The organism is Streptomyces sp. NPDC001339 (genome assembly GCF_042895955.1).
GTDB lineage: Bacteria > Actinomycetota > Actinomycetes > Streptomycetales > Streptomycetaceae > Streptomyces.
In genome coordinates, this window is record NZ_JBIAWT010000004.1 from 129,775 (window position 1) to 149,701 (window position 19,927).

At 69.4% G+C, this 19,927-nt stretch carries 20 protein-coding genes and 1 tRNA gene; 11 read left to right on the top strand and 10 right to left on the bottom strand.

Going from position 1 to position 19,927, the window contains the following annotated elements; translation table 11 throughout:
• The first annotated feature begins 62 nt into the window (after positions 1 to 62).
• Positions 63 to 1,085 (top strand): Yip1 family protein, encoded by a 1,023-nt coding sequence (locus tag ACFY12_RS12755; protein WP_390715808.1) that lies wholly within the window; start codon positions 63 to 65, stop codon positions 1,083 to 1,085.
• A 224-nt stretch (positions 1,086 to 1,309) separates the two neighbouring features.
• On the opposite strand, the gene ACFY12_RS12760 is transcribed toward ACFY12_RS12755, so the two are convergent.
• The 4 genes from ACFY12_RS12760 to ACFY12_RS12775 form a co-directional block, all read right to left on the bottom strand.
• Positions 1,310 to 2,893: a ricin-type beta-trefoil lectin domain protein gene (locus ACFY12_RS12760; protein ID WP_390715809.1), complete on the bottom strand. Its 1,584-nt coding sequence runs from the start codon at positions 2,891 to 2,893 to the stop codon at positions 1,310 to 1,312.
• A 247-nt stretch (positions 2,894 to 3,140) separates the two neighbouring features.
• Positions 3,141 to 3,638, bottom strand: a complete 498-nt coding sequence (locus ACFY12_RS12765) for a phosphoribosyltransferase (RefSeq protein WP_066928737.1) — start codon at positions 3,636 to 3,638, stop codon at positions 3,141 to 3,143.
• 133 nt (positions 3,639 to 3,771) lie between these two features.
• Positions 3,772 to 4,347, bottom strand: a complete 576-nt coding sequence (gene dcd, locus ACFY12_RS12770; protein ID WP_390715810.1) for a dCTP deaminase — start codon at positions 4,345 to 4,347, stop codon at positions 3,772 to 3,774.
• Between the two features lie 172 nt (positions 4,348 to 4,519).
• Positions 4,520 to 4,717 (bottom strand): hypothetical protein, encoded by a 198-nt coding sequence (locus ACFY12_RS12775; RefSeq protein ID WP_390715811.1) that lies wholly within the window; start codon positions 4,715 to 4,717, stop codon positions 4,520 to 4,522.
• Positions 4,718 to 5,017: 300 nt separating this feature from the next.
• Here ACFY12_RS12775 and ACFY12_RS12780 point away from each other — a divergent pair.
• Positions 5,018 to 5,091: transfer RNA gene (locus tag ACFY12_RS12780), tRNA-Gly, on the top strand.
• Between the two features lie 404 nt (positions 5,092 to 5,495).
• On the opposite strand, the gene ACFY12_RS12785 is transcribed toward ACFY12_RS12780, so the two are convergent.
• From ACFY12_RS12785 to ACFY12_RS12795, 3 genes are all read right to left on the bottom strand, one after another.
• Positions 5,496 to 6,653: a tyrosine-type recombinase/integrase gene (locus tag ACFY12_RS12785; protein ID WP_390715812.1), complete on the bottom strand. Its 1,158-nt coding sequence runs from the start codon at positions 6,651 to 6,653 to the stop codon at positions 5,496 to 5,498.
• Positions 6,653 to 6,895 carry a helix-turn-helix domain-containing protein gene (locus tag ACFY12_RS12790; protein WP_390715813.1) on the bottom strand — a complete coding sequence of 81 codons (243 nt, stop codon included), beginning with the start codon at positions 6,893 to 6,895 and terminating at the stop codon, positions 6,653 to 6,655. The genes ACFY12_RS12785 and ACFY12_RS12790 overlap by 1 nt, the downstream gene beginning before the upstream one ends.
• Positions 6,896 to 7,027: 132 nt before the next feature.
• Complete coding sequence (locus tag ACFY12_RS12795; protein WP_390715814.1) at positions 7,028 to 7,690, bottom strand: helix-turn-helix domain-containing protein; 663 nt, start codon at positions 7,688 to 7,690, stop codon at positions 7,028 to 7,030.
• A gap of 298 nt (positions 7,691 to 7,988) precedes the next feature.
• On the opposite strand from ACFY12_RS12795, the gene ACFY12_RS12800 reads away from it, so the two are divergent.
• The 4 genes from ACFY12_RS12800 to ACFY12_RS12815 all read left to right on the top strand — a co-directional run bounded on the left by ACFY12_RS12800 (position 7,989) and on the right by ACFY12_RS12815 (position 13,270).
• Complete coding sequence (locus ACFY12_RS12800) at positions 7,989 to 9,542, top strand: DnaB-like helicase N-terminal domain-containing protein (RefSeq protein WP_390715815.1); 1,554 nt, start codon at positions 7,989 to 7,991, stop codon at positions 9,540 to 9,542.
• A 298-nt stretch (positions 9,543 to 9,840) separates the two neighbouring features.
• Entirely contained in the window at positions 9,841 to 10,773 is a 933-nt protein-coding gene (locus tag ACFY12_RS12805) for a DUF2637 domain-containing protein (RefSeq protein WP_390715816.1), read from the top strand.
• 101 nt (positions 10,774 to 10,874) lie between these two features.
• The gene (locus ACFY12_RS12810) at positions 10,875 to 11,561 is read left to right on the top strand and encodes a MobC family plasmid mobilization relaxosome protein (protein WP_390715817.1); all 687 of its coding nucleotides are present in this window, start codon (positions 10,875 to 10,877) and stop codon (positions 11,559 to 11,561) included.
• A complete protein-coding gene (locus ACFY12_RS12815; RefSeq protein WP_390715818.1) occupies positions 11,561 to 13,270 on the top strand; it encodes a relaxase/mobilization nuclease domain-containing protein in 1,710 nt (569 codons plus the stop codon). The genes ACFY12_RS12810 and ACFY12_RS12815 overlap by 1 nt, the downstream gene beginning before the upstream one ends.
• A gap of 99 nt (positions 13,271 to 13,369) precedes the next feature.
• Here the strand turns inward: ACFY12_RS12815 and ACFY12_RS12820 are convergent, their stop codons facing one another.
• The gene (locus ACFY12_RS12820) at positions 13,370 to 14,644 is read right to left on the bottom strand and encodes a tetratricopeptide repeat protein (protein ID WP_390715819.1); all 1,275 of its coding nucleotides are present in this window, start codon (positions 14,642 to 14,644) and stop codon (positions 13,370 to 13,372) included.
• 142 nt (positions 14,645 to 14,786) lie between these two features.
• Between ACFY12_RS12820 and ACFY12_RS12825 the strand changes: the two genes are divergently transcribed.
• From ACFY12_RS12825 to ACFY12_RS12845, 5 genes are all read left to right on the top strand, one after another.
• The gene (locus ACFY12_RS12825; protein ID WP_390715820.1) at positions 14,787 to 14,906 is read left to right on the top strand and encodes a lasso RiPP family leader peptide-containing protein; all 120 of its coding nucleotides are present in this window, start codon (positions 14,787 to 14,789) and stop codon (positions 14,904 to 14,906) included.
• A gap of 164 nt (positions 14,907 to 15,070) precedes the next feature.
• On the top strand, positions 15,071 to 16,909 hold the full coding sequence (locus ACFY12_RS12830; RefSeq protein ID WP_390716259.1) for an albusnodin/ikarugamycin family macrolactam cyclase: 1,839 nt from the start codon (positions 15,071 to 15,073) through the stop codon (positions 16,907 to 16,909).
• On the top strand, positions 16,893 to 17,183 hold the full coding sequence (locus tag ACFY12_RS12835; RefSeq protein ID WP_390715821.1) for a PqqD family peptide modification chaperone: 291 nt from the start codon (positions 16,893 to 16,895) through the stop codon (positions 17,181 to 17,183). Before ACFY12_RS12830 ends, ACFY12_RS12835 begins: the two co-directional genes overlap by 17 nt.
• Before the next feature lie 5 nt (positions 17,184 to 17,188).
• Positions 17,189 to 17,683, top strand: a complete 495-nt coding sequence (locus tag ACFY12_RS12840; protein WP_390716260.1) for a lasso peptide biosynthesis B2 protein — start codon at positions 17,189 to 17,191, stop codon at positions 17,681 to 17,683.
• Positions 17,680 to 18,702 (top strand): protein-L-isoaspartate O-methyltransferase, encoded by a 1,023-nt coding sequence (locus tag ACFY12_RS12845; protein ID WP_390715822.1) that lies wholly within the window; start codon positions 17,680 to 17,682, stop codon positions 18,700 to 18,702. Before ACFY12_RS12840 ends, ACFY12_RS12845 begins: the two co-directional genes overlap by 4 nt.
• On the opposite strand, the gene ACFY12_RS12850 is transcribed toward ACFY12_RS12845, so the two are convergent.
• Both ACFY12_RS12850 and ACFY12_RS12855 read right to left on the bottom strand, forming a co-directional pair.
• The gene (locus ACFY12_RS12850; protein ID WP_390716261.1) at positions 18,699 to 19,121 is read right to left on the bottom strand and encodes a TetR/AcrR family transcriptional regulator; all 423 of its coding nucleotides are present in this window, start codon (positions 19,119 to 19,121) and stop codon (positions 18,699 to 18,701) included. The two genes, ACFY12_RS12845 and ACFY12_RS12850, sit on opposite strands and share 4 nt — an antisense overlap.
• Complete coding sequence (locus tag ACFY12_RS12855) at positions 19,048 to 19,812, bottom strand: DUF2306 domain-containing protein (protein ID WP_390715823.1); 765 nt, start codon at positions 19,810 to 19,812, stop codon at positions 19,048 to 19,050. The genes ACFY12_RS12850 and ACFY12_RS12855 overlap by 74 nt, the downstream gene beginning before the upstream one ends.
• Positions 19,813 to 19,927 lie beyond the last annotated feature (115 nt).

Below are 19,927 nucleotides of genomic sequence, written 5' to 3' on the forward strand. Positions count from 1 at the left end.
CTCCACTCCGCGGTTCCGCTGCACTCCCGCAGCGGAACCGCGGAGTGTCATATGCAGGCGGAGTGTCACAGGTAGGCAGCAAAGGTCCCCCGCTCCCTCGACTCCGGCCCCTCGTTCCCCGCCGACCAGGTACTTTCAAAGGCGTGGCTGGATTCAGGATGGGTCGCGGACGGGATGCCCGCCCCGCGCATAACGGACAGCAGGGGCACCAGGCGCAGCAGGCGCCGTACGGACAGCACGCACCGTACGGGCAGCAGCACCAGCCCCCACCGCCGCACGGCCAGTGGCAGCAGGCGCCACAGGGACATCCACGGTCGTACGACGAGCCCGAGTACTTCGGCGACGGCGGCTACCAGCCCCCGCAGCAGTCCTACGCTCCGTACGCGCACGACAACAACCCCGGCAGCACACAGCAGTTCAGCGTCGGCGAGGCCCCGGACGCCCACGGCCCGCACCCCGGCCCGTACGGCGGCGGCCCCGACGGCGGCGACTACGCACCCGGCGGCACCTACCGCGCCGGCGAGGCCTCCGCACCGCCGTCCGGCCCCCGGCTGCACTGGAAGCAGCTGCTCCCCGGAATCGCGCTGCGCCCGGACGCCACGTTCTGGCAGATGCGCGACCACGCCCTGTGGGGCCCGGCGCTGACCGTCACCTTCGTCTACGGCCTGCTCGCGGTCTTCGGCTTCGACAAGGCCCGCGAGGACGTGCTGAACGCCACGCTCTCCAACAGCATTCCGTGGGTGCTGATCACGGCCGTGATGTTCATCATCGGCAGTCTGATCCTGGGCGCGGTCACCCACACCCTGGCCCGCCAGCTCGGCGGTGACGGCGCCTGGCAGCCGACCATCGGCCTGTCCATGCTGATCATGAGCATCTCGGACGCGCCCCGGCTGCTGTTCGCGATGTTCCTCGGCGGTGACTCCACCCTGGTCCAGGTCCTGGGCTGGCTGACCTGGCTCGCCTGCGGCTACCTGCTGACCTCCATGGTCAGCAAGTCGCACGACCTGCCGTGGCCCAAGGCCCTCGGCGCCTCCGCGATCCAGCTGGTCGCCCTGCTGGGCCTGCTCAAACTCGGCACGCTGTAGGCCGCAGGCCGTACGCCCGGCCGTACGCCCCGTACGACTGACCGCACTGCCCGGCCGTACGACCCTCCCGGCCACGCCGCGCACAAGGGGCCCGCTCCGGAGCACCTGCCTCCGGAGCGGGCCCCTTCGCCGTACGGCCCAACAGCTCCAAAGCTTTACGGGCGACGGGCTATGGGCTACAGATCCTCAGACGAGCCTCTGCCCCTCAGACGAACCTCTGCCCCTCAGGCAAACCTCTGCCCCGCCGACCCATCGCACCCCTGCAACCGGAGCGGCTCCTTCGCCCCGCCCAGCGTCAGGCACAGCGACGGCGCGGCCGCCGGCCGGATCGCTCCGCCGTCGGCCCGTACGAACTGCTGGTTGGCCGCGCCCGAGCAGTTCCACAGCACCAGCCCGGCACCGGCCTGGTACCGCCCGCCGGGCACGTCCAGGCACCGGTCCTGCGTCAGCCCCACATGCACCGACCGCTGGTCACCGTCGTACCACCAGTCCTGGTGGCGCTGCCCGGTGCACTCCCAGCCGCCGACCACCGTGCCGTTCCGGCTCGCGCCGCCGGTCGCGTCCAGGCAGCTGCCGGTACCGGCGTTCTTCAGCGGCCGGTACGCGTCGTCCCAGGCCCCCGGGTACAGCTTCGGCCGCCCGGTGCTCGCCGGATCGGCACAGGACGCCTCCCGCAGCCCCGGCGCCGCGTACAGCTGGGTCAGACAGGACGCGAACGCGCCGTGCCCGCGCCGGTTCGGGTGGAACGACTGCCGGACCGAATTCTCGTCCGGCGGGAAGGGGTTGGCGACATTCACCCACAGCCCGCGGGCCCAGGTGTCCTCCATGCACACCTCATGCCCGTGGAACAGGCGGGACGCGTCGAGGTAGCTCGCCCCGGTCTCCCGCGCGGCCTTCCGTACGCCCCGCTCGAAGAGCGGTACCGCGGCATCACGTCCCCAAGCCGCATCCGAGGTGTAGCCCGTGCACCCGCCCGGCAGCTTCCCCGGATAGCCTGGATTGTCCTTGATGTCCGGCCCGATCGGACTCGGATACGACATCACCACCAGCCGGTAGTCGCCATCCGCGTACCCCGCGTCCCGCATCACGGTCCGCAGATCCCGCACCGTCCGTTCGACCTTGGGCACCAGCCTGTCCACGCGCCCCTGCCACCCCGGCTCGTACCCGGGCCGGCACGTCCCCTGCAACAGGAACCAGCGCTTCACACAGTCCGTCATCACCGGCCCGAACTGCAGATCGTCATTGGCGCCGACGACCAGCAGCACCATCTTCAGCCGCGTATTACGCGCCTTGACCGCCAAGTTGTCGCTCTGCACCAGCTCATCGGCGTACTGCTTGCTGCCGCCGATCACGATGTTCCCGCTGTACGCACCCGAGCAGGCGACGTTGTACGTCACCTCCGCCGCGATCCCGGTGCGGTGGATCGCCGAGTCCGGTGACCGGTGGCACCAGTTGCCGGGCCCGTCGGTCCCCGGCTCGTACGTCCCGACGCCCTCCCCGGAGATCTCACTGTCGCCCAGCGAGATCAACGAGGTCTTCCGCGCCGCGAGCGGCCGCTCGGCCGGATCCCCGTAGAGCGCGACGGCCTCCTTGGCCCGGACCTTCTCCAGCTGGGGCGACAGCGGCTTGACACTCACACTCGCCGCCCCGGCGGCACTCGATGCCCCCGCCCCGCCCGCCCTGTCCGCCCGGTCCGGCGCACCCGCCTCGCCCGGTGCGCCCGCCGCCGCCGTGAACACCACCGTCAGACCGGCGGCCAGGGCCGCGATCCCCGCTCTCACCCGCCGCCCACGTCTCGTACCCGCCATGGCGCCTCCCGTCCGGCATGCCGTTACGTCTGTTAACGACGTCTGTTACCGCGGGTTTTACTCGCAAGTAAGCACCGGCGGAACACCAGCAACACGATTGGCCGAAACACGTGTGAACCAGCCCACACGAAACCGCCGAAACGCCCCCCGAAAACCGGAAAGGGAGCCGGCCCCAAAAGGCCAACTCCCTTACCCCAAACCCACTTCAGACATCACACCTGAGGCGTCACACCTCAGGCATCCCACCTCAGGCGTCGAGCACCTGACCCTCACGACGCACGACAGGCGGCTCCACCGACCACGGGAAGTTGATCCACTCGTCCGTGCGCTTCCAGACGTACTCGCACTTCACCAGCGAGTGCGACTTCTCATAGATCACCGCGCTGCGGACCTCGGCCACGGTCCCCACACAGAAGTCGTGCACCAGCTTCAGCGTCTTGCCCGTGTCGGCGACATCATCGGCGATCAAGACCTTCTTGTCACTGAAATCGATCGCATTCGGCACCGGCGCCAGCATGACCGGCATCTCCAGAGTGGTCCCCACCCCGGTGTAGAACTCGACGTTCACAAGGTGGATGTTCTTGCAGTCCAGCGCGTACGCCAGCCCGCCCGCCACGAACACACCGCCGCGCGCGATCGACAGCACGATGTCGGGCTCGTACCCGTCATCCGCGATCGTCTGCGCCAGCTCACGGATCGCTCCGCCGAACCGCTCGTAGGTCAGGTTCTCCCGCACGTCACTCACGAATCTCTCAGACCTTCTGTGTCTTCACGCCTTGTACAGCCCCCTGCCCACACGTCCACCTCGGAACGCGCAGCCTCTCACCCAGCCCGCGTCACACGCCGACGCCCGCCCGGGGATCACTTCTCCCTACGCCTCACACCTGCGTACGGTGAAAATTCCGGAACGACCGGGACGGCGTCGGGCCGCGCTGCCCCTGGTAGCGAGAGCCGTACCGCTCACTGCCGTACGGGTGCTCGGCCGGCGAGGTCAGCCGGAACATGCACAGCTGCCCGATCTTCATGCCCGGCCACAGCTTGATCGGCAGCGTGGCGACATTGCTGAGCTCCAGCGTCACATGCCCGCTGAACCCCGGATCGATGAACCCGGCGGTCGAGTGCGTCAGCAGCCCCAGCCGCCCCAGCGAGCTCTTGCCCTCCAGCCGCGACGCGATGTCATCCGGCAGGCTGATGACCTCGTACGTCGAGGCCAGCACGAACTCGCCCGGGTGCAGGATGAACGGCTCATCGCCCACCGGAACGACCTCACGGGTCAGATCGGGCTGCTCGACGGCGGGGTCGATGTGCGGGTAGCGGTGATTCTCGAACACCCGGAAGAACCGGTCGAGGCGCACGTCCACACTGGACGGCTGCACCATCGACTCGTCATAGGGGTCGATACGCACCCGACCAGCATCGATCTCGGCCCGGATGTCCTTGTCTGAGAGAAGCACGCACACGAGGATACGCGCCCGCGCCACCCCCACCGCACGAAACGGCCCGACCCCACCAGCCCCGGCCCACTCCCCGCTCCCCTGTCTTCTCTCCTACTTCTCTACTTCTCTACTTCTCCACTTTCCTCCACTTCCAAGATCGCTACCGCACTTCCCAGATCACTCAAGATCGCTACCGCTTCGCGTGCTCCACGGGCACCGCATGCCTCAACCGAGCACAACGCGGGCAGCGCAGCAGGCGCCCCGGACCAAGCCGGTCAGTGGTCTGCATCGGGAACGAAGCGGTGCTGAACACGTGGCCCTCGGCACAACGTACGACGGTGCGCTCCTTCAAGTCCCTCTCCCAACTACGTGACAACAAAAGCCACATTAGGGGATGAACTGGGCGCCACTACACCCGGCACTCCGACACCCCACCGTACGCCCCAACTCCCGTACCCCGCACCCACATCCCACCCCCGAACCCCACCCCGGGGAAACCGCGACCATCCCCCCGATCACCCCTCGGCCACCCCTCGACAGCCCCCGCGATCACCCCCTCGAACGACTCCCCAGGCCCCCACAGGCCTCACATGCCCCACAGGCGCCCCCGGACATGCCAAATGCACCGCGGGGCGGCGATGAGGTAGAGTGTGCGACGATGTTCCGCTCTCGAACGAGACGGGATTACGCGGGTGTAGTTTAATGGTAGAACATGAGCTTCCCAAGCTCAGAGCGCGGGTTCGATTCCCGTCACCCGCTCCACAGCGAAGGCCCAGGTCAGCGACCTGGGCCTTGTTTGTTGCCTAGTCCAATTTCGGGGTGCCGCACCACTAACGCACCACTAGGCCCCCAAGAGGCGACATCCGCAACAGCCTTGAGCCGCTAATCGAACTACAGCACCAATTGGATCTCGAATCTTGAGATCGATCTAACGTGACCTCGGTCACGCCAACCGCCTTGCAGGGAACGGCTGATGAAGATGCCCTGCGACCTGGCGGAGCGGCTAAATCTGCAGGCCAGGGGCGCCTTCCTCTTGTCGTCCCGCGTTAGACGTGCCTCGGCCGCGGGCAGCACGAAGCCGCCCAGGAGCAGCCGATGTGTAACTGAATCGGCGTCCCGGGCGGCTCGGTTGGGTGGTTCAGGCGGGGTGCACCACTCGTGCACCACTAGCTGGCGCGCGTCTCCTTCTCCTTCGCCTTGGCCTGGGTCTTCTGACGTGCATCGCGGACCTTCGCATCGATGCCGTCGGCGACCTCCTGCTGGCGTTCGTCGTCGGAATGCTGGTAGATCAGCGCGGCCTTCGCCGTGGACTGACCGGCACGAACCATCGTGTCCTTGAGCGTGGCGCCGGACTGCGTCGACAGCGTGTGGCCGGTGTGACGCAGGTCGTAGAAGCGGAAGTTGTCAGGCAGCCCCACCTTGGTACGAGCCTTGCGCCACTTGCGGCCGAAGGTGGACCGCCGGAACGGGGCGCCGCGTTCTCCGACGAAGAGCAGCCCTTCCGGGCCTTCCTCGGCAAACCATTCGAGGTGTCGCTTCACCTCTATATAAAGGAAGGCCGGCAGGTACACGGTGCGCTTGCCCGCGGCGGACTTGGGGTCGCCGACGACACGGCGGCCGGTGGTCAGCTCGGGCGCGGCCTCCGTGATGCGGGCGGCCAGGGGCTCCAGGCTGATGTCGGGGCGGCGGAGCGGGGCCTGCTCCTCCGGCCGCATCGGTCCGTACGCACCGAAGTAGACCATCAGACGCCAGCGCGGTCCCATCGCGTCGGCGAGGGCATCGACCTGCTCGACGGTGGCAGTGGGGCGCTCGTCGGCATCTTCCTTGCCAGCGCCGGGGATGCGGCACGGGTTGCGGCGGATCAGTTCATCGTCGACCGCTGTCTGCATGATCGCCTTCAGCAGGCGGTAGGACTTGGCGACCGTGGTGGCACCGGTGGCCGCGAGGCGTTCGGTGCGCCAGGTGCGGACCCTGGGCGGGGTGATCTCGTCGACGTCGCGGTGGCCGAAGGTGGGCAGGATGTGCAGGCGCAGTAGGCGCCGGTACAGCTCGTCTGTGGTCGGGCGAACGCCGCGCTCCTCGATCCAACGCAGGGCGTACTCCTCGAAGTTCACCGCTCCGGCGTCGGGGTCGAGCCAGTCTCCCCTGGTGATGTCCGCCTCGATCTGGGAGAGCCAGACGGCCGCGTCGGACTTGGTCCCGAAGGTATCTGGTGAGCGGTGGAGCTTGCCGGACGGGTCGTGGTAGCTGGCGGTCCAGCGGCCGGAGCGGTACTGGCGTATCGCGCCGAAGCGGCGTCGGGTCGGCTTCTGCTTCCGCGCCATCAGGCTGCCCTCCGCAGGTCGGCTCGGCGCAGGCGGCTGCGGCGCGGGGTGATGCTGGGCACCGTGTTCGCCTCGATGTAGGCATCGAGGGCACTGCGCGCGATGCGGACGTGCGTGCCGACCTTGACGAAGGCGATGCGGCGCTCGGCTATCAGCCGGCGAGGGAACCGTTCGGTGGTGCCAAGGATTTCGGCGACCTCGGCGACAGTCAGATAGCGCTCGGACGCGCTGGAGGAAGGCATACGTATCCTCACCGCCGCGAGGGAGCTGGCACTCCTGCGGCGTGATCGTTTGATGGGTGGTCATTCAAAAAAAAAAGGGGGCGCTCACCTCGCGGCGCGCTAACACCGTTGCGAGGGAAGCGGGTTGGCCCGTCAGCGTGCCAAGGGGTAGATGTCTCCCTTTTCGTCGACGTGGAAGTCGACGTAGGCCAGATCCTCGGGTAGGGCCGGGGGCACAAGACCGGCTTTACGCATGTCGTTGCGTTGGGCCCGAAGGTCCGTGAGTTGGTGCCGGGTGTAATCGTCCAGCTTCTGCTGCATCTCTTCGTTGGCAGCCCGCTGCTCCGGATCATGGACCATGCTGAGGGTGCGACGGGTGCCGTCTGCGAATTCGACCGCTTTCTGCGCCGCGCTGAGCACCTGTGCGTGGAGGCGGAACTCGTAGAGCTTCGCCTCGATGGTGCCCTCCGGCGGATCATCGCCAAGCGGGACCTCCGCCGTGAACCACGTCACCGCATCCCAGATCGACGCTTCCTGGCCGGGGAGCACCTCGATCGTGCCGGCGACACCGACCGGCATCAGCAACGCGATCGGGGGCACCTTCAGTGCCTTGGCGAGCACCAGCAGATCGGCGATCTCCACGCTCGCACGCCGACCGTTCTCCAGGTTGGCGATCACGGTACGCGGGATCTCGTAGCCGATCTCGGCGCACGCATCAGCGAGCGCCTGGGCGCTCATCCCGCGTTCCTTGCGGTAGCGGCGCACGGCCTCCGCCACGCGCTCAGCCAACCGTCCTCGCCAGTCCTTCTCCGTCATACCCACCACGTAACCACACCTTCCGCACAGGATCAAGCGTGATGTGCGTAACTGTCACACATTTATTGTGTCGCCAGCATCCAAACTTGAGGCTTGACTGTGCGCACAGGGTGTGTAGTGTTCCTGTTCCCCTGCGGGGATGGTGGCGCCACTACCTGCGGTGACGCCCCTGAAAACGGGAGCAGCCCCCGGTGTTAGCGCACCGAGGGCCACAAACGGCTCCCTGAATGACCACCCATCAAGCGATCAACCGGAGTGCGGCCTGCCAGGGCCGTATGCACTCCAGTGGAGGGAATCCATGTCCAAGCCTACGGGCACAGGACCGAGCGACGCACCCCTGTCTGCGCTTTTCTCCCGCCCCGGCCCGTCGGGGCCGGGTGCCGACGCGGCGCCGGGCATGCCACGGAACCAGCAGGCCGAGATGGCGGTACTCGGGGCGTGCCTGTTCCAGAGCGAGGTCATCGACCGGGTCCGCCAGGTCCTGGAGCCGGGCGACTTCTTCCAGCCCGCGCACACCACGATCTGGCACGCGCTGCTGGAATTGCGGCGGCAGGGGGCTCCCACCGACCCCATCGCGCTCGGCCATCAGCTGAAGCGCACCGGCAATCTCGTCCGGGTCGGCGGGGCCGGGTATCTGCACGAGCTCGCCTCGTCCGCTTCTGTGGGCTCGGGCGCCGAGTACTACGCCGACATCGTGCGCCAGCAAGCCGATCTGCGCGCCCTGCAGACCGCGGCGGTGCGCGTGATGCAGGGCGCCACGGCAGAGGGCGCGGACCCCGAGGAGGTCCGCGCCGTGCTCAACGCCTCGGTGCAGGAGATCGCCGATCGCTCCCGACGCAGCTCGGGCGGGCGGTTGAACCGCTTCGCCACAGACGGCTGGGCCTTCGTCACCGACACGTCCGCCGACACCACGCCCGTCTGGGGCGAGGTGGGGAACGCGGCCTGGGCCTCGGGCGAGAGCCTGATGCTGGTCGGCCCGCCCGGCGTCGGGAAGTCCACGATCGCCCAGCAGATCGTCCTGGCCCGCCTCGGCCTGCTCAACCAGGTCCTGGACATGCCGGTCCAGCAGGGTGAGAAGGTGCTCTACATCGCGGCCGACCGGCCCCGGCAGCTCGCCCGCGCCTTCGTCCGGGTCGTGAACCCCGCTGATGCGGAAATCCTGCGCCGACGCCTGGTCTTCTGGTCGGGCCCGCTCCCCGCGTCCCTGAACGCCGAGCCTCATCTGCTCGCCGAGCTGGCGGCCGAGCACGGCGCGGACACCGTGGTGATCGACAGCCTCAAGGACGTGGTCGGCAAGCTCACCGACGACGAGGCCGGCCTCGCCTACAACAACGCCCGTCAGCAGCTGCTGCGTGACGGCGTCGAGCTGCTGGAGCTGCACCACCAGCGCAAGCAGGGCCAAGACGCCTCCCGCAATCAGCGCCCGGTCCTGGACCAGGTCTACGGCTCGGCGTGGTTCACCGCAGGGGCGGGCAGCGTGCTCTTCCTTAATGGCGCATCCGGCGACCCGGTGGTGCAGCTCCACCACCTCAAGATGGTCAACGGCGAGATCGGCCCCATGCCGATCATCCACGACCACCCCCGTGGCATCTCCCGCGTCGACACCAGCCTCGATCCGCTCACCCTGCTGCGCCAGGCCGGCCCACACGGGCTCACCGCCCGTCAGCTGGCCGTGCAGATCACCGGCGAGCACAACCCCAGGCCAGCGGACGTGGCCAAAGCCCGGCGGCGCCTTGAGGCGCTCGCCAAAGCCGGGCAAGCCGGCCAGGAGAACGGGACCGGCGGCGGAGCAGGTGGCGGCCAGGCCACCCGCTGGACGGCCACCACCCGCCACATCAGCGCCGTTTCCTGACCGCGAGCCGCGTACACGGCGCCGTACGCGCCTGCCAGCCCTCCGACCGCCCACGCATCGCCCACGACGCGTACGAACCCAGCAAAAGTGCAGGTCAAACGCGTACGCGGCACCGTACGGCGCCTCCGACGCCTAGCGCTTACGCGCTGCCCCCCTCCTTGGAGAGGGGGCAGCGTAAGCGCCCCGCCTCCCAAGCCCCTGGAGAACTCCCCTTGCTCACCGCCCCGCACCTGCACACCCACGATTTCGTACAGGCACGTGCCGGCGCCTTGCACGTCACAGCTAAGGGTGGGAAGTGATGACCAAGCACGCTGCCGAGCGGTACGCGCTCATCGCGGCAGGCGCCGTCATCGTCGCCCTCACGGCAGGCGGTTTCTGGCTCTCGTACGCGCACCTCGCCGAGGTCGCCGGAGTACATGGGCTCGGCAGCTCCCCTGTCCGCCGCTGGGCCTGGCCCTCGACCCTGGACGCGTTCATCGTCGCGGGCGAGCTGCTGATGCTCCGCGCGGGCCTGCGCCGGGTCACCGACTGGTGGGCCATCGCGCTGACCGCGACCGGGTCGGTCGGGTCGATTGCGCTCAACGTGGCCGGGGTCAGCGGTGCTGGCAACGCCAGCAGCGTGCCCTTGCTCGACTACGTGGTCGCCGCGGTTCCCCCAACCGCCGCGCTGCTGGCCTTCGGCGTCCTCATGCGCCAGATCCACCAGCTCGTCGACCGGACCGTCGACCGTCCGGACCCCGTCTCCGGTCAGGCGCAGGAACCACCGGTCTCTACTTCCATCGACCCCATCGATCTAACGGCCGTCACATCCGGAAAGCTGGCGGAACCGGAATCCGGTACCCGCCCGCGTTCCCATGACCAAACGCATCCGGCACGTCACCCCGAACCAGAAGACGACCCTGCCCCCAGCGGCCAACGGAACGAGGATCCGGTCGACACCGTTCCGGAACGACCGGAACAAGACGGGAAGCCACCGCTGAAGCCAAACCTCAAGCGGCAGCAGAAGGGTGGCTCCACAGGACGTAAGCCCGACCTGACCGACGCTGAGCTGCAGGCCATCGTCCAAAACCTCGTCAACCGCACCGGAACGGCCTCCGTCAAGACCATGCGAGCAGAGCTCAACAGGCTCGAACGCAAGGCCGCCAACCACCGGATCACAGCGGTCCTTGATGCCCTCAAGCCCGAGGGTGGTGGCGTTCAGGCCCCGGACGACACCACCACCAGAAGCTAGCGGAACAGGGCACGACGCTCGAATGCCGTACCGGAACCACTTTCGGTAGGCCCCCTCGCTCCCGCTCCCGCACACCATCACCCACCACGGAGACACTCCCCATGTACGGCTCGGACCACGAACTCGCCACTCCCCAGGAGCAGATGCCCGCTGACGCCACAGACGCAGCAAGGTATCCCGCTGGACCGTCCACAGGCCGGTTCAGCGGGGAAGCCTCCGCCCCGGGGGTGGCGGAGGCAGGCGGGCACCAGGGGGTGCCCGGGGAGAACCAGCCCGCCGCCGGCGCCGTCGAAGCCGCTGCCACCGACGTTGTCGACGACGCTGCTGTTGCTGTGCCGCTGTCGCGTGCCGCCGACGAAGCCGCCCTGCACCGCGTCGCCCGCCGCCGCAAGCCCGACCCCAACGGCCGGCGCGAAAAGCGTGTCGATGCCCGCTACAGCGTCGAGGAGAAGGCCGCCATCCTTGCCAAGGCCAAGTCGCTGCACGTCAGTGGCGCCCACTACGTCGCCGTCGTCGCACTGGGCCACGTCCACGGCGACCTCACCCTGGCCGGTCAGCGCACCGAGCTCGACGACTACATCGACGAGCTCAACGCCCTGCGTCAGCAGGTCGCCAAGATCGGCCACAACGTCAACCAGATCGCCAAGAAGCTCAACTCCGGCGGCAATCCACACCCTGGGGATACCGCCACCCTGGCTCAGGCCGAGCGGACCCTGACCGCCGTCGGCACCACGGTCGGCCACATCGCGGCGGCGGCAAACCAGGCCGTCGCCAGGAAGGCGGCCTGATGATCGCGAAGATCAGCAGCGGCAAGGACACCGCGGGCCTGATCCGGTACCTGTTCGACACCAAGAAGGCCAAGGACCACACCGACCCGCACCTGGTCGCCTCCTGGGACGGCTTCGCCCCCGACCCCGGCCGCGCCGACGACTTCGACGCCACCAAGAAGCTCCTCGTGGCGGACCTCGACCTGCACGTCAAGCAGGCCCGGCGGCTCGGTCGCGCGCCCGAGAAGCACATGTGGCACTGCTCGATCCGCGCTGCCAAGACCGACCGCATCCTCAGCGACGAGGAGTGGGCCGACATCGCCCGCCGCATCGTCGCGGCCACCGGCATCGCACCCGAAGGCGACCCGGACGGCTGCCGCTGGGTCGCCGTACGCCACGCCCCCGACCACATCCACATCGCCGCCACCACAGTCCGAGGCGACCTGCGCACCGCCCGCCACTGGAACGACTACCTCACCGCCGACAAGGAACTCGCCGCCATCGAGAAGGAATACGGACTGTTCCAGGTCGTCCGCGGCGACCGCACCGCAGCCAAGCGGCCCACCCGCGCCGAACAGGAAAAGGCCCGCCGTGTAGGACAGCCGCAGACTGCCCGCGAACGCCTGCGCACCACTGTCCGTACCGCCGTGGCGGTCGCCGCCAGCACCGAGGAGTTCCTCCGCCTGCTCACCGACCTGGGCAGCGTCCGCATCGAGGTCCAGCACTTCCCCTCCGGCGACCTGCGCGGCTACAAGGCCGCCCTAGAAGGCGACACCAACGCCGCAGGCGAACCCATCTGGTTCTCCGGCTCCGAACTCGCCCCCGACCTGTCCCTCCCCAAGATCCAACAGCGCCTGACCGCCACCGAACCCCAGCAAACAGGTCGGCGCAGGCCCAACCCCTGGCACCAGGCCACCGCAGCCGCCGAACGCATCCCCCACCACCTCGACCAAGGCGACGACGAGGCCGCCCAGGCCCACCTCGCCGCCTTCGGAGAAGCCCTCGACGCACTGCCCCGCCTCGCTCCCAAGGACATCCGGCCCCAGCTCCAACAAGCCGCTATCGCCTTCGAGCGCGCCACCCGCTCCCGGATTCGGAACAGTGACCAGCACGCACGTGCCCTGCGCGGAGCCGTCCGCGCCATGCGCTCTCATCCCGTCACGGGCGACGGCGCTGTCCTCGCGATGTTCCTCGACGCGGCCGTACTCGTCGTACTCGCCGCTGCCCGCTGGCATCAACAACGCCAGCACAACCAGCAGGTCATCGCTGCACGCCAGACCCTGACCTACTTGCAGGCCGCGTATAACCAGGCGGCCGCCGCTCCCCTGGTTGCCATGGCCCAGCGCAAGCCGCCCCAACAGGTGGTCGACGAGTTCGCCCGCCAGATATGGGAGGCCGTCCCCGCCCACGCACAGCGGGTCCTCGACGACCCCACATGGGGCGCACTGGCCACCGCGCTCGCGGAGGCGGAAGCCGCAGGGCATCAGCCCGCCAGGCTCCTCCAACAGACAGCCGGCCAGCGGACACTGGACGACACCTATTCACCAGCCCGGACCCTCGCCTGGCGCGTCCAACGCCTCAGCGCAAGGCCGGCCCCCAGCGCCCAGGCCCTGGCCCTGGCCGCCCAAGCCCGCAGCACCACTGGCATCCGAACTGCACGCCATGCCCAACCCGAGCCACATTTCCCGCACCAGTCCGGCCTGGCCAGGACGCAGGGTCGGCGTCGCTGAGGCTGGTCCCGTGGCCTGAGCCAGTCCGTTCCGCCGGGCCCCCGGCCGAGCACCATCGCCACCGCCGTCCGACTCAGCGACGGTCGCTTGTGTCCACGTTCACGCGCGAGTCGCGATGCGCTCGCTGAGCTCCTGGGCGGCAGGGACGTCGTGGATACTCGTCAGGCGGGCGGCGATGTTGGTCAGGCCGTCGTTGATGCGGACCGACTGAACGCCGTCGGCACAGGTCAGGAAGTCGTTCCAGGTGGCCAGGGCCTGGGCGGTGTTGCCGCGCTTGAGCTGGACCTGGCCGAGGTCTGCGAGCACGATCGCCCGGGTCCGCTTGCGGTCGAGACCATGGATCTCCATGGCCAGGTGCAAGTGCTCCTCCGCCGCGGCGTAGTCGCCCAGCTTGGCGTGGATCATCCCGGACTCATGCGCCCACCGGCCGTGGCTGTAGTGGCTTGCCCACGACTGGCCGGGCCGGGGCGGGGCGTGCTCGATCGCTGCCTGCGAGGAGGTCAGCAGTCGTGCGGCGGTTGTGCGGTCACCGTCCGCGGCAGCAGCGCGGGCGAGCGTGTTGCGGTAGTACGCCAGCGCCTTGGGGTTCTTCAACTTCCGGCCGCGCTGTTCGCACGCCTCGGCGAGCCGTACGGCCGTCGCTACGTGACCGAGGTCGATGGCCTGGTCCGCCATGCCCCGCAGGGCGGTGGCGGCGAGCTCGTTCTCGCCGGCCTCGGCGGCGAGCTTGAAGCTGTGCACGTTGTACTGCTGGCTCAGCCCCTGGTTGCCCTCGTCCCGGGCCATCCAGCCGATCAAGTGCACCAGCTCGCTGGTGGCAGCGAACAGCTCGCGGCCGACCTTCTCGGTGTAGCGGCCATCCAGCCATCGCCGGACATCGAGGGTCAGGTATCGAACGGCCAAGTGACGGGCGTGTCCGCCGCCAAGTTCGGAGGCGGCATCGCCGAGTGTGGTGGTCATGGTGCGGACCGCGGAGACTTCGCCCATGCCCACCGCGACGGGGCCGGGGCGGTTCGCACGGCGGGTGACTGCCTCAGCGTCGGGCAGGTCGAGCGCAGCCAGGCCAACGGCAGCGGATGCCGCGAGAAACTGCCGTCGGTCCACGTCGGTGCCTCCCAAGCGCATGACTGAGGTCACGGTATCGGCGAACGGGGCCTCATTGTCCTCGGACAGATCAAGGTGCAGCACCTGTTCGATGAACGGCAACCACTCCTTGGGCACCCGTCGTCCGGTCTCCCACCGGTAGACCTGCTGCCGGTCGAGAAACCCTGCTTTTCCCCAGCGAGCCACCGACAGCTCGTCTGCGAGCCGTTGCTGGCTGCATCTGGGGCGCTTTGCTTCGCGTGCCGCGCGGATGCGCTCCCCGATAGTCATGTCCGGCCGATCGTCGGTCCTGGTTCACAACTGGCCTACAGCTGGCAGACATTGTGGCAGCTGCCCACGCTGTGCGTCTGCGCGTTGACTGTTCGTCGTAGCCCGGCGGAGAGAGCCGGGCGGCGAGTGAAGGGAATTCGTCATGGAGCACACCACCGAGGTCTACGAGGCGCCCGTCGTGCTGGATGCCGGCGACGTCGTGACGGTGACGCTGGGCACCCAGCCCTTCGACACCGCCGACGACACCGAGTACAAGCACTAGCCCGCGGACTGCCGGGGCCGGGCAGGGAATTCAGCGCCACGGCTGGCCCCGGCACTTAAAGGAGGCGCCGGGCCAACGTCGTTCTCGTGCTGGGGCACGAGAACCGCGGCCCGGCGCCTTCGCCTTGTCGCACACATACGCACACGGACGAGGAGAGGGCGATGATGAGGTGGAGCGCGGGATGGTACGGCAGCACTGGGAACGACCGGCGGCCCGCCAGGGGCCGGGCTGTGCCCGGCCTGGAATCGACATGGACCACCGGGTGGCCGAAAGCCCAGGTCCGTTCCGTCGGCCAGGGCCCGGCGGCCCTGGCCGTGATCGGCGAATGCGGCGCCGACGACCACCAACTGGAATGCGCACTGCCCGTGGTGCAGGCGCGAAAGTGGCGAGCGCTGACCCGCTGGCCCGGCTCCTACCTCGTGGTCGCTCGCAGCGGCGAAACCCTGGCCGTGATCGGCGACCTGGCCGGCCAGCACCCGGTCTACTACCGCACCGACGCGGCCGGAACGTGGTGGTCGACCGCGGCTTCCGCGCTGGCAGCACTGGACGGGGCGCCGGTCGACGTGACCGCACTCGCCGCTCATCTGGCCTTCAGCCAGCCCGACGTGTTCGCCGACCGCAGCCTGTTCCGCTCGGTGCGGCGGGTGCCGGGCGGGCACCTGCTGCTGATCGAACCCGACGGCGCCACGGTCGAACGGTACGAGCCGGCCGCGTATCCACCCGTCGCGCTGCGGCAAGCGGCCCCGATTGTGCGGGCCGCGCTCGCCGAGGCAGTCGCCACCCGCATCGACGACCGGCCCGTGAGCGCGGACCTGGCGGGTCTGGACTCCACCACACTCGCGTGCCTGGCCGCCCAGCACACCCCGGTGACCGCGGTGACCTACGCCGACGAGCGCCTGCGTGACGACGACCTCGCCTACGCACACCGCACCGCGGACACGGTCCCGGGCCTGGTGCACCATACGGTGCCCGGTACCGCCGAGGCGGTGTACTACGCAGGGCTGGGCGACCTGACAGCGCTGCCGGTCACCGACGCACCCAACCCCTATGTGGTCACCGCCTCCATCAAACGGGCCGTGCTCGGCACAGTCGCCGAGCAGACTTCGGCGCCGGGGGTGCACTTCACCGGGGCAGCGGGCGACGCGGTACTGTCCGCCCCCTCCTCCTACCTCGCGGACCTCCTGCGCGAGCGCCAGCACCGCCGGGCCCTCAGCCACGCAGTCGTGCACGCCCGGCTGCGGCACACTTCCGCCTTCACCGTCCTCGCCCGGGTCAAGGACGCTGCCCGTACGGATCTTGCTGGGTCCTGGATGCGGACGGCGGCCGAACTGCGCCGCCCCGCACGAGACTGGCTCCCCCAAGCCCAGCGGCCGATCTCCTGGACACCGCTGCTGGCCTCAGCGGACTGGATGGCCCCCGACGTACGCCGTCGCCTCGCCGCTGCCCTCGACCAAGCCGCCGAAGAGCTCACCGACGCCCCCGCGCGGCTGGCGGACTGGAACGACCGGCAAGACCTGGCCCGGGTCGCCGCGAACACGGCCGGCTGGCGGACGCTCGCACTCGCCGAGCACGGCATCGAGCTGGCCGCCCCGTACCTGGACAACGAGGTGATCCGAGCCTGCCTCGCCGTCCCTGCCGACCGACGCGGAGAGCCCGCACAGTACAAGCCACTGCTGGCAGCGGCCTTCACCAAAACCGGCCTGCTGCCGGACTTCGTACTGGCCCGGACGACGAAGGGCGGGTTCAACGCCCTCGCCTACGCGGGCCTGCGCGACCACGCCCGGCTCCTCAAGGACCTACTGGGGCCCTCCTCCCGGCTGGCCGCGCTGGGGCTGGTCACCGAATACCCCGTCGCCGCAGCGCTCGCACGGGCCGCCACCGGACAGCCCACCGCCCAGGGCGCCCTCCACCTGGTGGTCACCGCCGAGGTGTGGCTGCGGCAACTGGCCTTCGCGCCCAAGGACTGGTGGGAGGAGGTGAAGCCCCGTGTGGCAGCTGCGTGAACGTGCCCACCCGATCCTCACCGACCAAGGTGGCGCCATCCTCGACGAGCGCACCGGACGCTGGACCCAGCTCACCCCGACGGCAGCCGCCGCGGTGATGCTCCTGCTGTCCTGCCCGACCGAGCAGGCGGCCGACCGCTTCGCCCAGCGGTACGGCATCGGGACCGAGCAGGCCACCACTGACATCCGCACCGTCGCAAACAGTCTCACTGCCAAGGGCCTCGCCCACGACGGCCAGGGGCCGACCCGGCGTTGGTGGAGGTGGTGCCGGTGACCAGCATGGAGGCGTACTCCACGGTCCGCACCGGCACCTTCCCCAAGCGTCTGGCGGCAGCCGCGGGCCTCACCCTGGCGCTCGTCCTGCTGCGGCTGCCCTTCCGCCACACCGTCCGCGCCGCCCGCCTCGTCACCCGGGCCGGCCGACGCCCGCTCGCCCCGGCACGAGCCGAAGCGCTGGTCGGCGCCGTACGGCACACCGCCAGATGGTGGCCCGGACGCGCCGCCTGCATGGAAACCTCCCTCGGCGCCGTGCTCGCCGCAGCCCTGCTCGGGCGACGCCTCACCTGGTGCATCGGCGCCCGCTTCTCCCCACCGCCGGTCGAGTACCACGCCTGGGCCGAACTGCCCGGCCACGGTCCGGTGGGTGAGTACACCGTGGCCGGATGGCACTACCTCACCGGCATGACGATTCCGGGGCGCCGGGCGCGTATCCATCAGCCGCCCCAAGCGGTTGTCGCGTATGAATGCCCCTCCCCTCGAAGGAGTGAACAGTGATCGCCGTCGCCGACGTCGCCCAGACCATCCCCGAACGCCACTACACCCACCACGAAGGCCGCGGAACCACTCCGCACCGCTCCAACCCCAAGGCCATCCACCGTGAGCTGACCACGCTGGAGGTCCAGCCGGGGATGAACGTCGCGGAGTTCGGCACCGGCTCCGGCTACTCCGGCGCCCTCCTCGCCCAGCTCGTCGGCCCCACCGGCACGGTCACCAGCCTCGACATCGACACCTACCTCGTGAAGTGGGCCAACCTCATCCATCACGAACGCGGAATCGACAACGTGCGCTGTCACGTCGCGGACGGCAACGCCGGCTTCCCCGAACGCGCTCCGTACGACCGGCTGGTGGCCTGGTGCACCCCGCCGCTGCTGTCCAAGGCGTGGGTGGACCAGGTCATCGACGGCGGGCTGATCGTCGCGCCGCTACCCATCGCAGCCGTGCCCAACATGACCGTGGTCGCCAAGATCCGCATCCAAGGCGGCGAGCCGACCGTGGAGCAGGTGTTCACCGGCGGCTACATCGAGGCGACCGCCTCCCCGAAGACCGACCTGGACCTGCCCGGCCGCTGGGTGGACTGGGAGAACCACATCCCTTCCCCCTCATGGATCTCCATCGCCTGGCGCGAGCAGGACGACCGCCTCCATACCGGCGCCCGCACCGCGCTGGGGCGGCTGCTGAAGGACGCGCACACCGAGCCGTACAGCGGGGAGGAAGTCGACTGGCCGTCCTGGCGGACCTTCGCCGCATCCCTTGCCAACCCGCAGCTGACGATGGCCGGGATCAACCCGGACCTGTGGGCCATCGGCCACTCCACACCCACCACGGCCGCCGTCCTCCAGCAGGACGGCACCATCGTCGCCGACGCCGCCGACTCCCCGTCCCTGGCCGTCCTACGCGACTGGCTCAACGCCTGGGAGAACGCCGGCCGCCCGGCCCCCGAGACGTACACCCCCTCCCTCGTAAGCCACGACGAGCCCGGCCTGACCGGCTGGAACCTCCGTCTAACCGTCTAAGTCGGGTAGCCAGGCCAGCTCGTCATCGAGAAGGTCCTGGCCAGGCCCCGCTCACCGGACCCGGCACCACAGGCGTCGGGCTGGCGGTCGGCTTCGGCTGACATCGCGGCTGCCATGTCCCGCAGAGCGTGCTGGGACACGGCGATCTTCAACTCGGCCAGTGTCGCGAAGTGCGCGTACACGGCGTTGGGTGCCACGCCGACGTTCCGGGTGATCTCCCGCAGCACGATCGCGTCGGGTCCGCCCTTGCGGGCCAGCTCCGCCCCCGCCGCGACGAGCGCGGCGCGAAGGTCGCCGTGGTGGGGTGTGCGGCTGCGTCGAGCTCCTTCCTTGGCGCACGGTGGGTCAGGCAGAGGCTTCGGGGGCCGGGGCGGTCCGCCGTTGCCCGGGCGAGGGGGAGAAGCGCAGGCCGGGGAGATTGCGGCGCCGGATCATGAGTTCGGCGACGACGATGTTGGGCAGCCAACACAGGAACGGGACGGCGGCGTTGGCGTTGGCGAACATCTGCTGGCCGTCGGCGTGGCTTCCGGACAGGACCTGTGCACCGATGAGCAGCCCTTGCCAGAGCCTGAGGGTGGGGGCGGCGAAGGTCAGCGCGAAGCTGCGGATCATCCACGCCCGGTGGCTGGGGATGTCGCGTTCGCGGATCGCGCGGTAGCCGCGGTAGGAGGTCCACGCCCACAGCACCGCCAGGCTGCCGAAGCCGAAGAAGCCCACCATCCCGGTGGTACTGAAGAACGACATCACGAAGCCGGCGGTCGCGGCGAAGCCGATGGAGGCCAGGTAGAGCCGGCCGACCCAGCGGTGGAGTCCAGGACGCCGCCGCCGGAGCGCCCGTACGAACTGGAACGGGCCGATCGCCAGTGCCAGGCCCGCCGAGACGATGTGGGTGTAGAAGGCGATCTGGACCGGCAGCGGGCGGTGCGCGTAGTTGTTCGCCAGTCCGACGTGCCGGGCGCTGAGCGACTGCAGGCTGCCGGTCGCGTACTGGCCGACGAAGTAGCCCGCGACGGCGAGTGAGAGCAGCGTCATCACGGTCCAGTTGAGCCGGGAGCTGCGACGGGGCTGGTTCTTGGTCCTGGGCGGCGTTGCTGTCGGTGTGGTGGTCACGTCGGAGTCTTTCCGTGCGAAAGGCGAGGATGCGGAACGATCGATCTGGGTGCTGTCGAGATTGGGGAGTGCGTGCTCGGGAGCATTGGCCGGGCTGATCGCCCGTGCAGCCCGG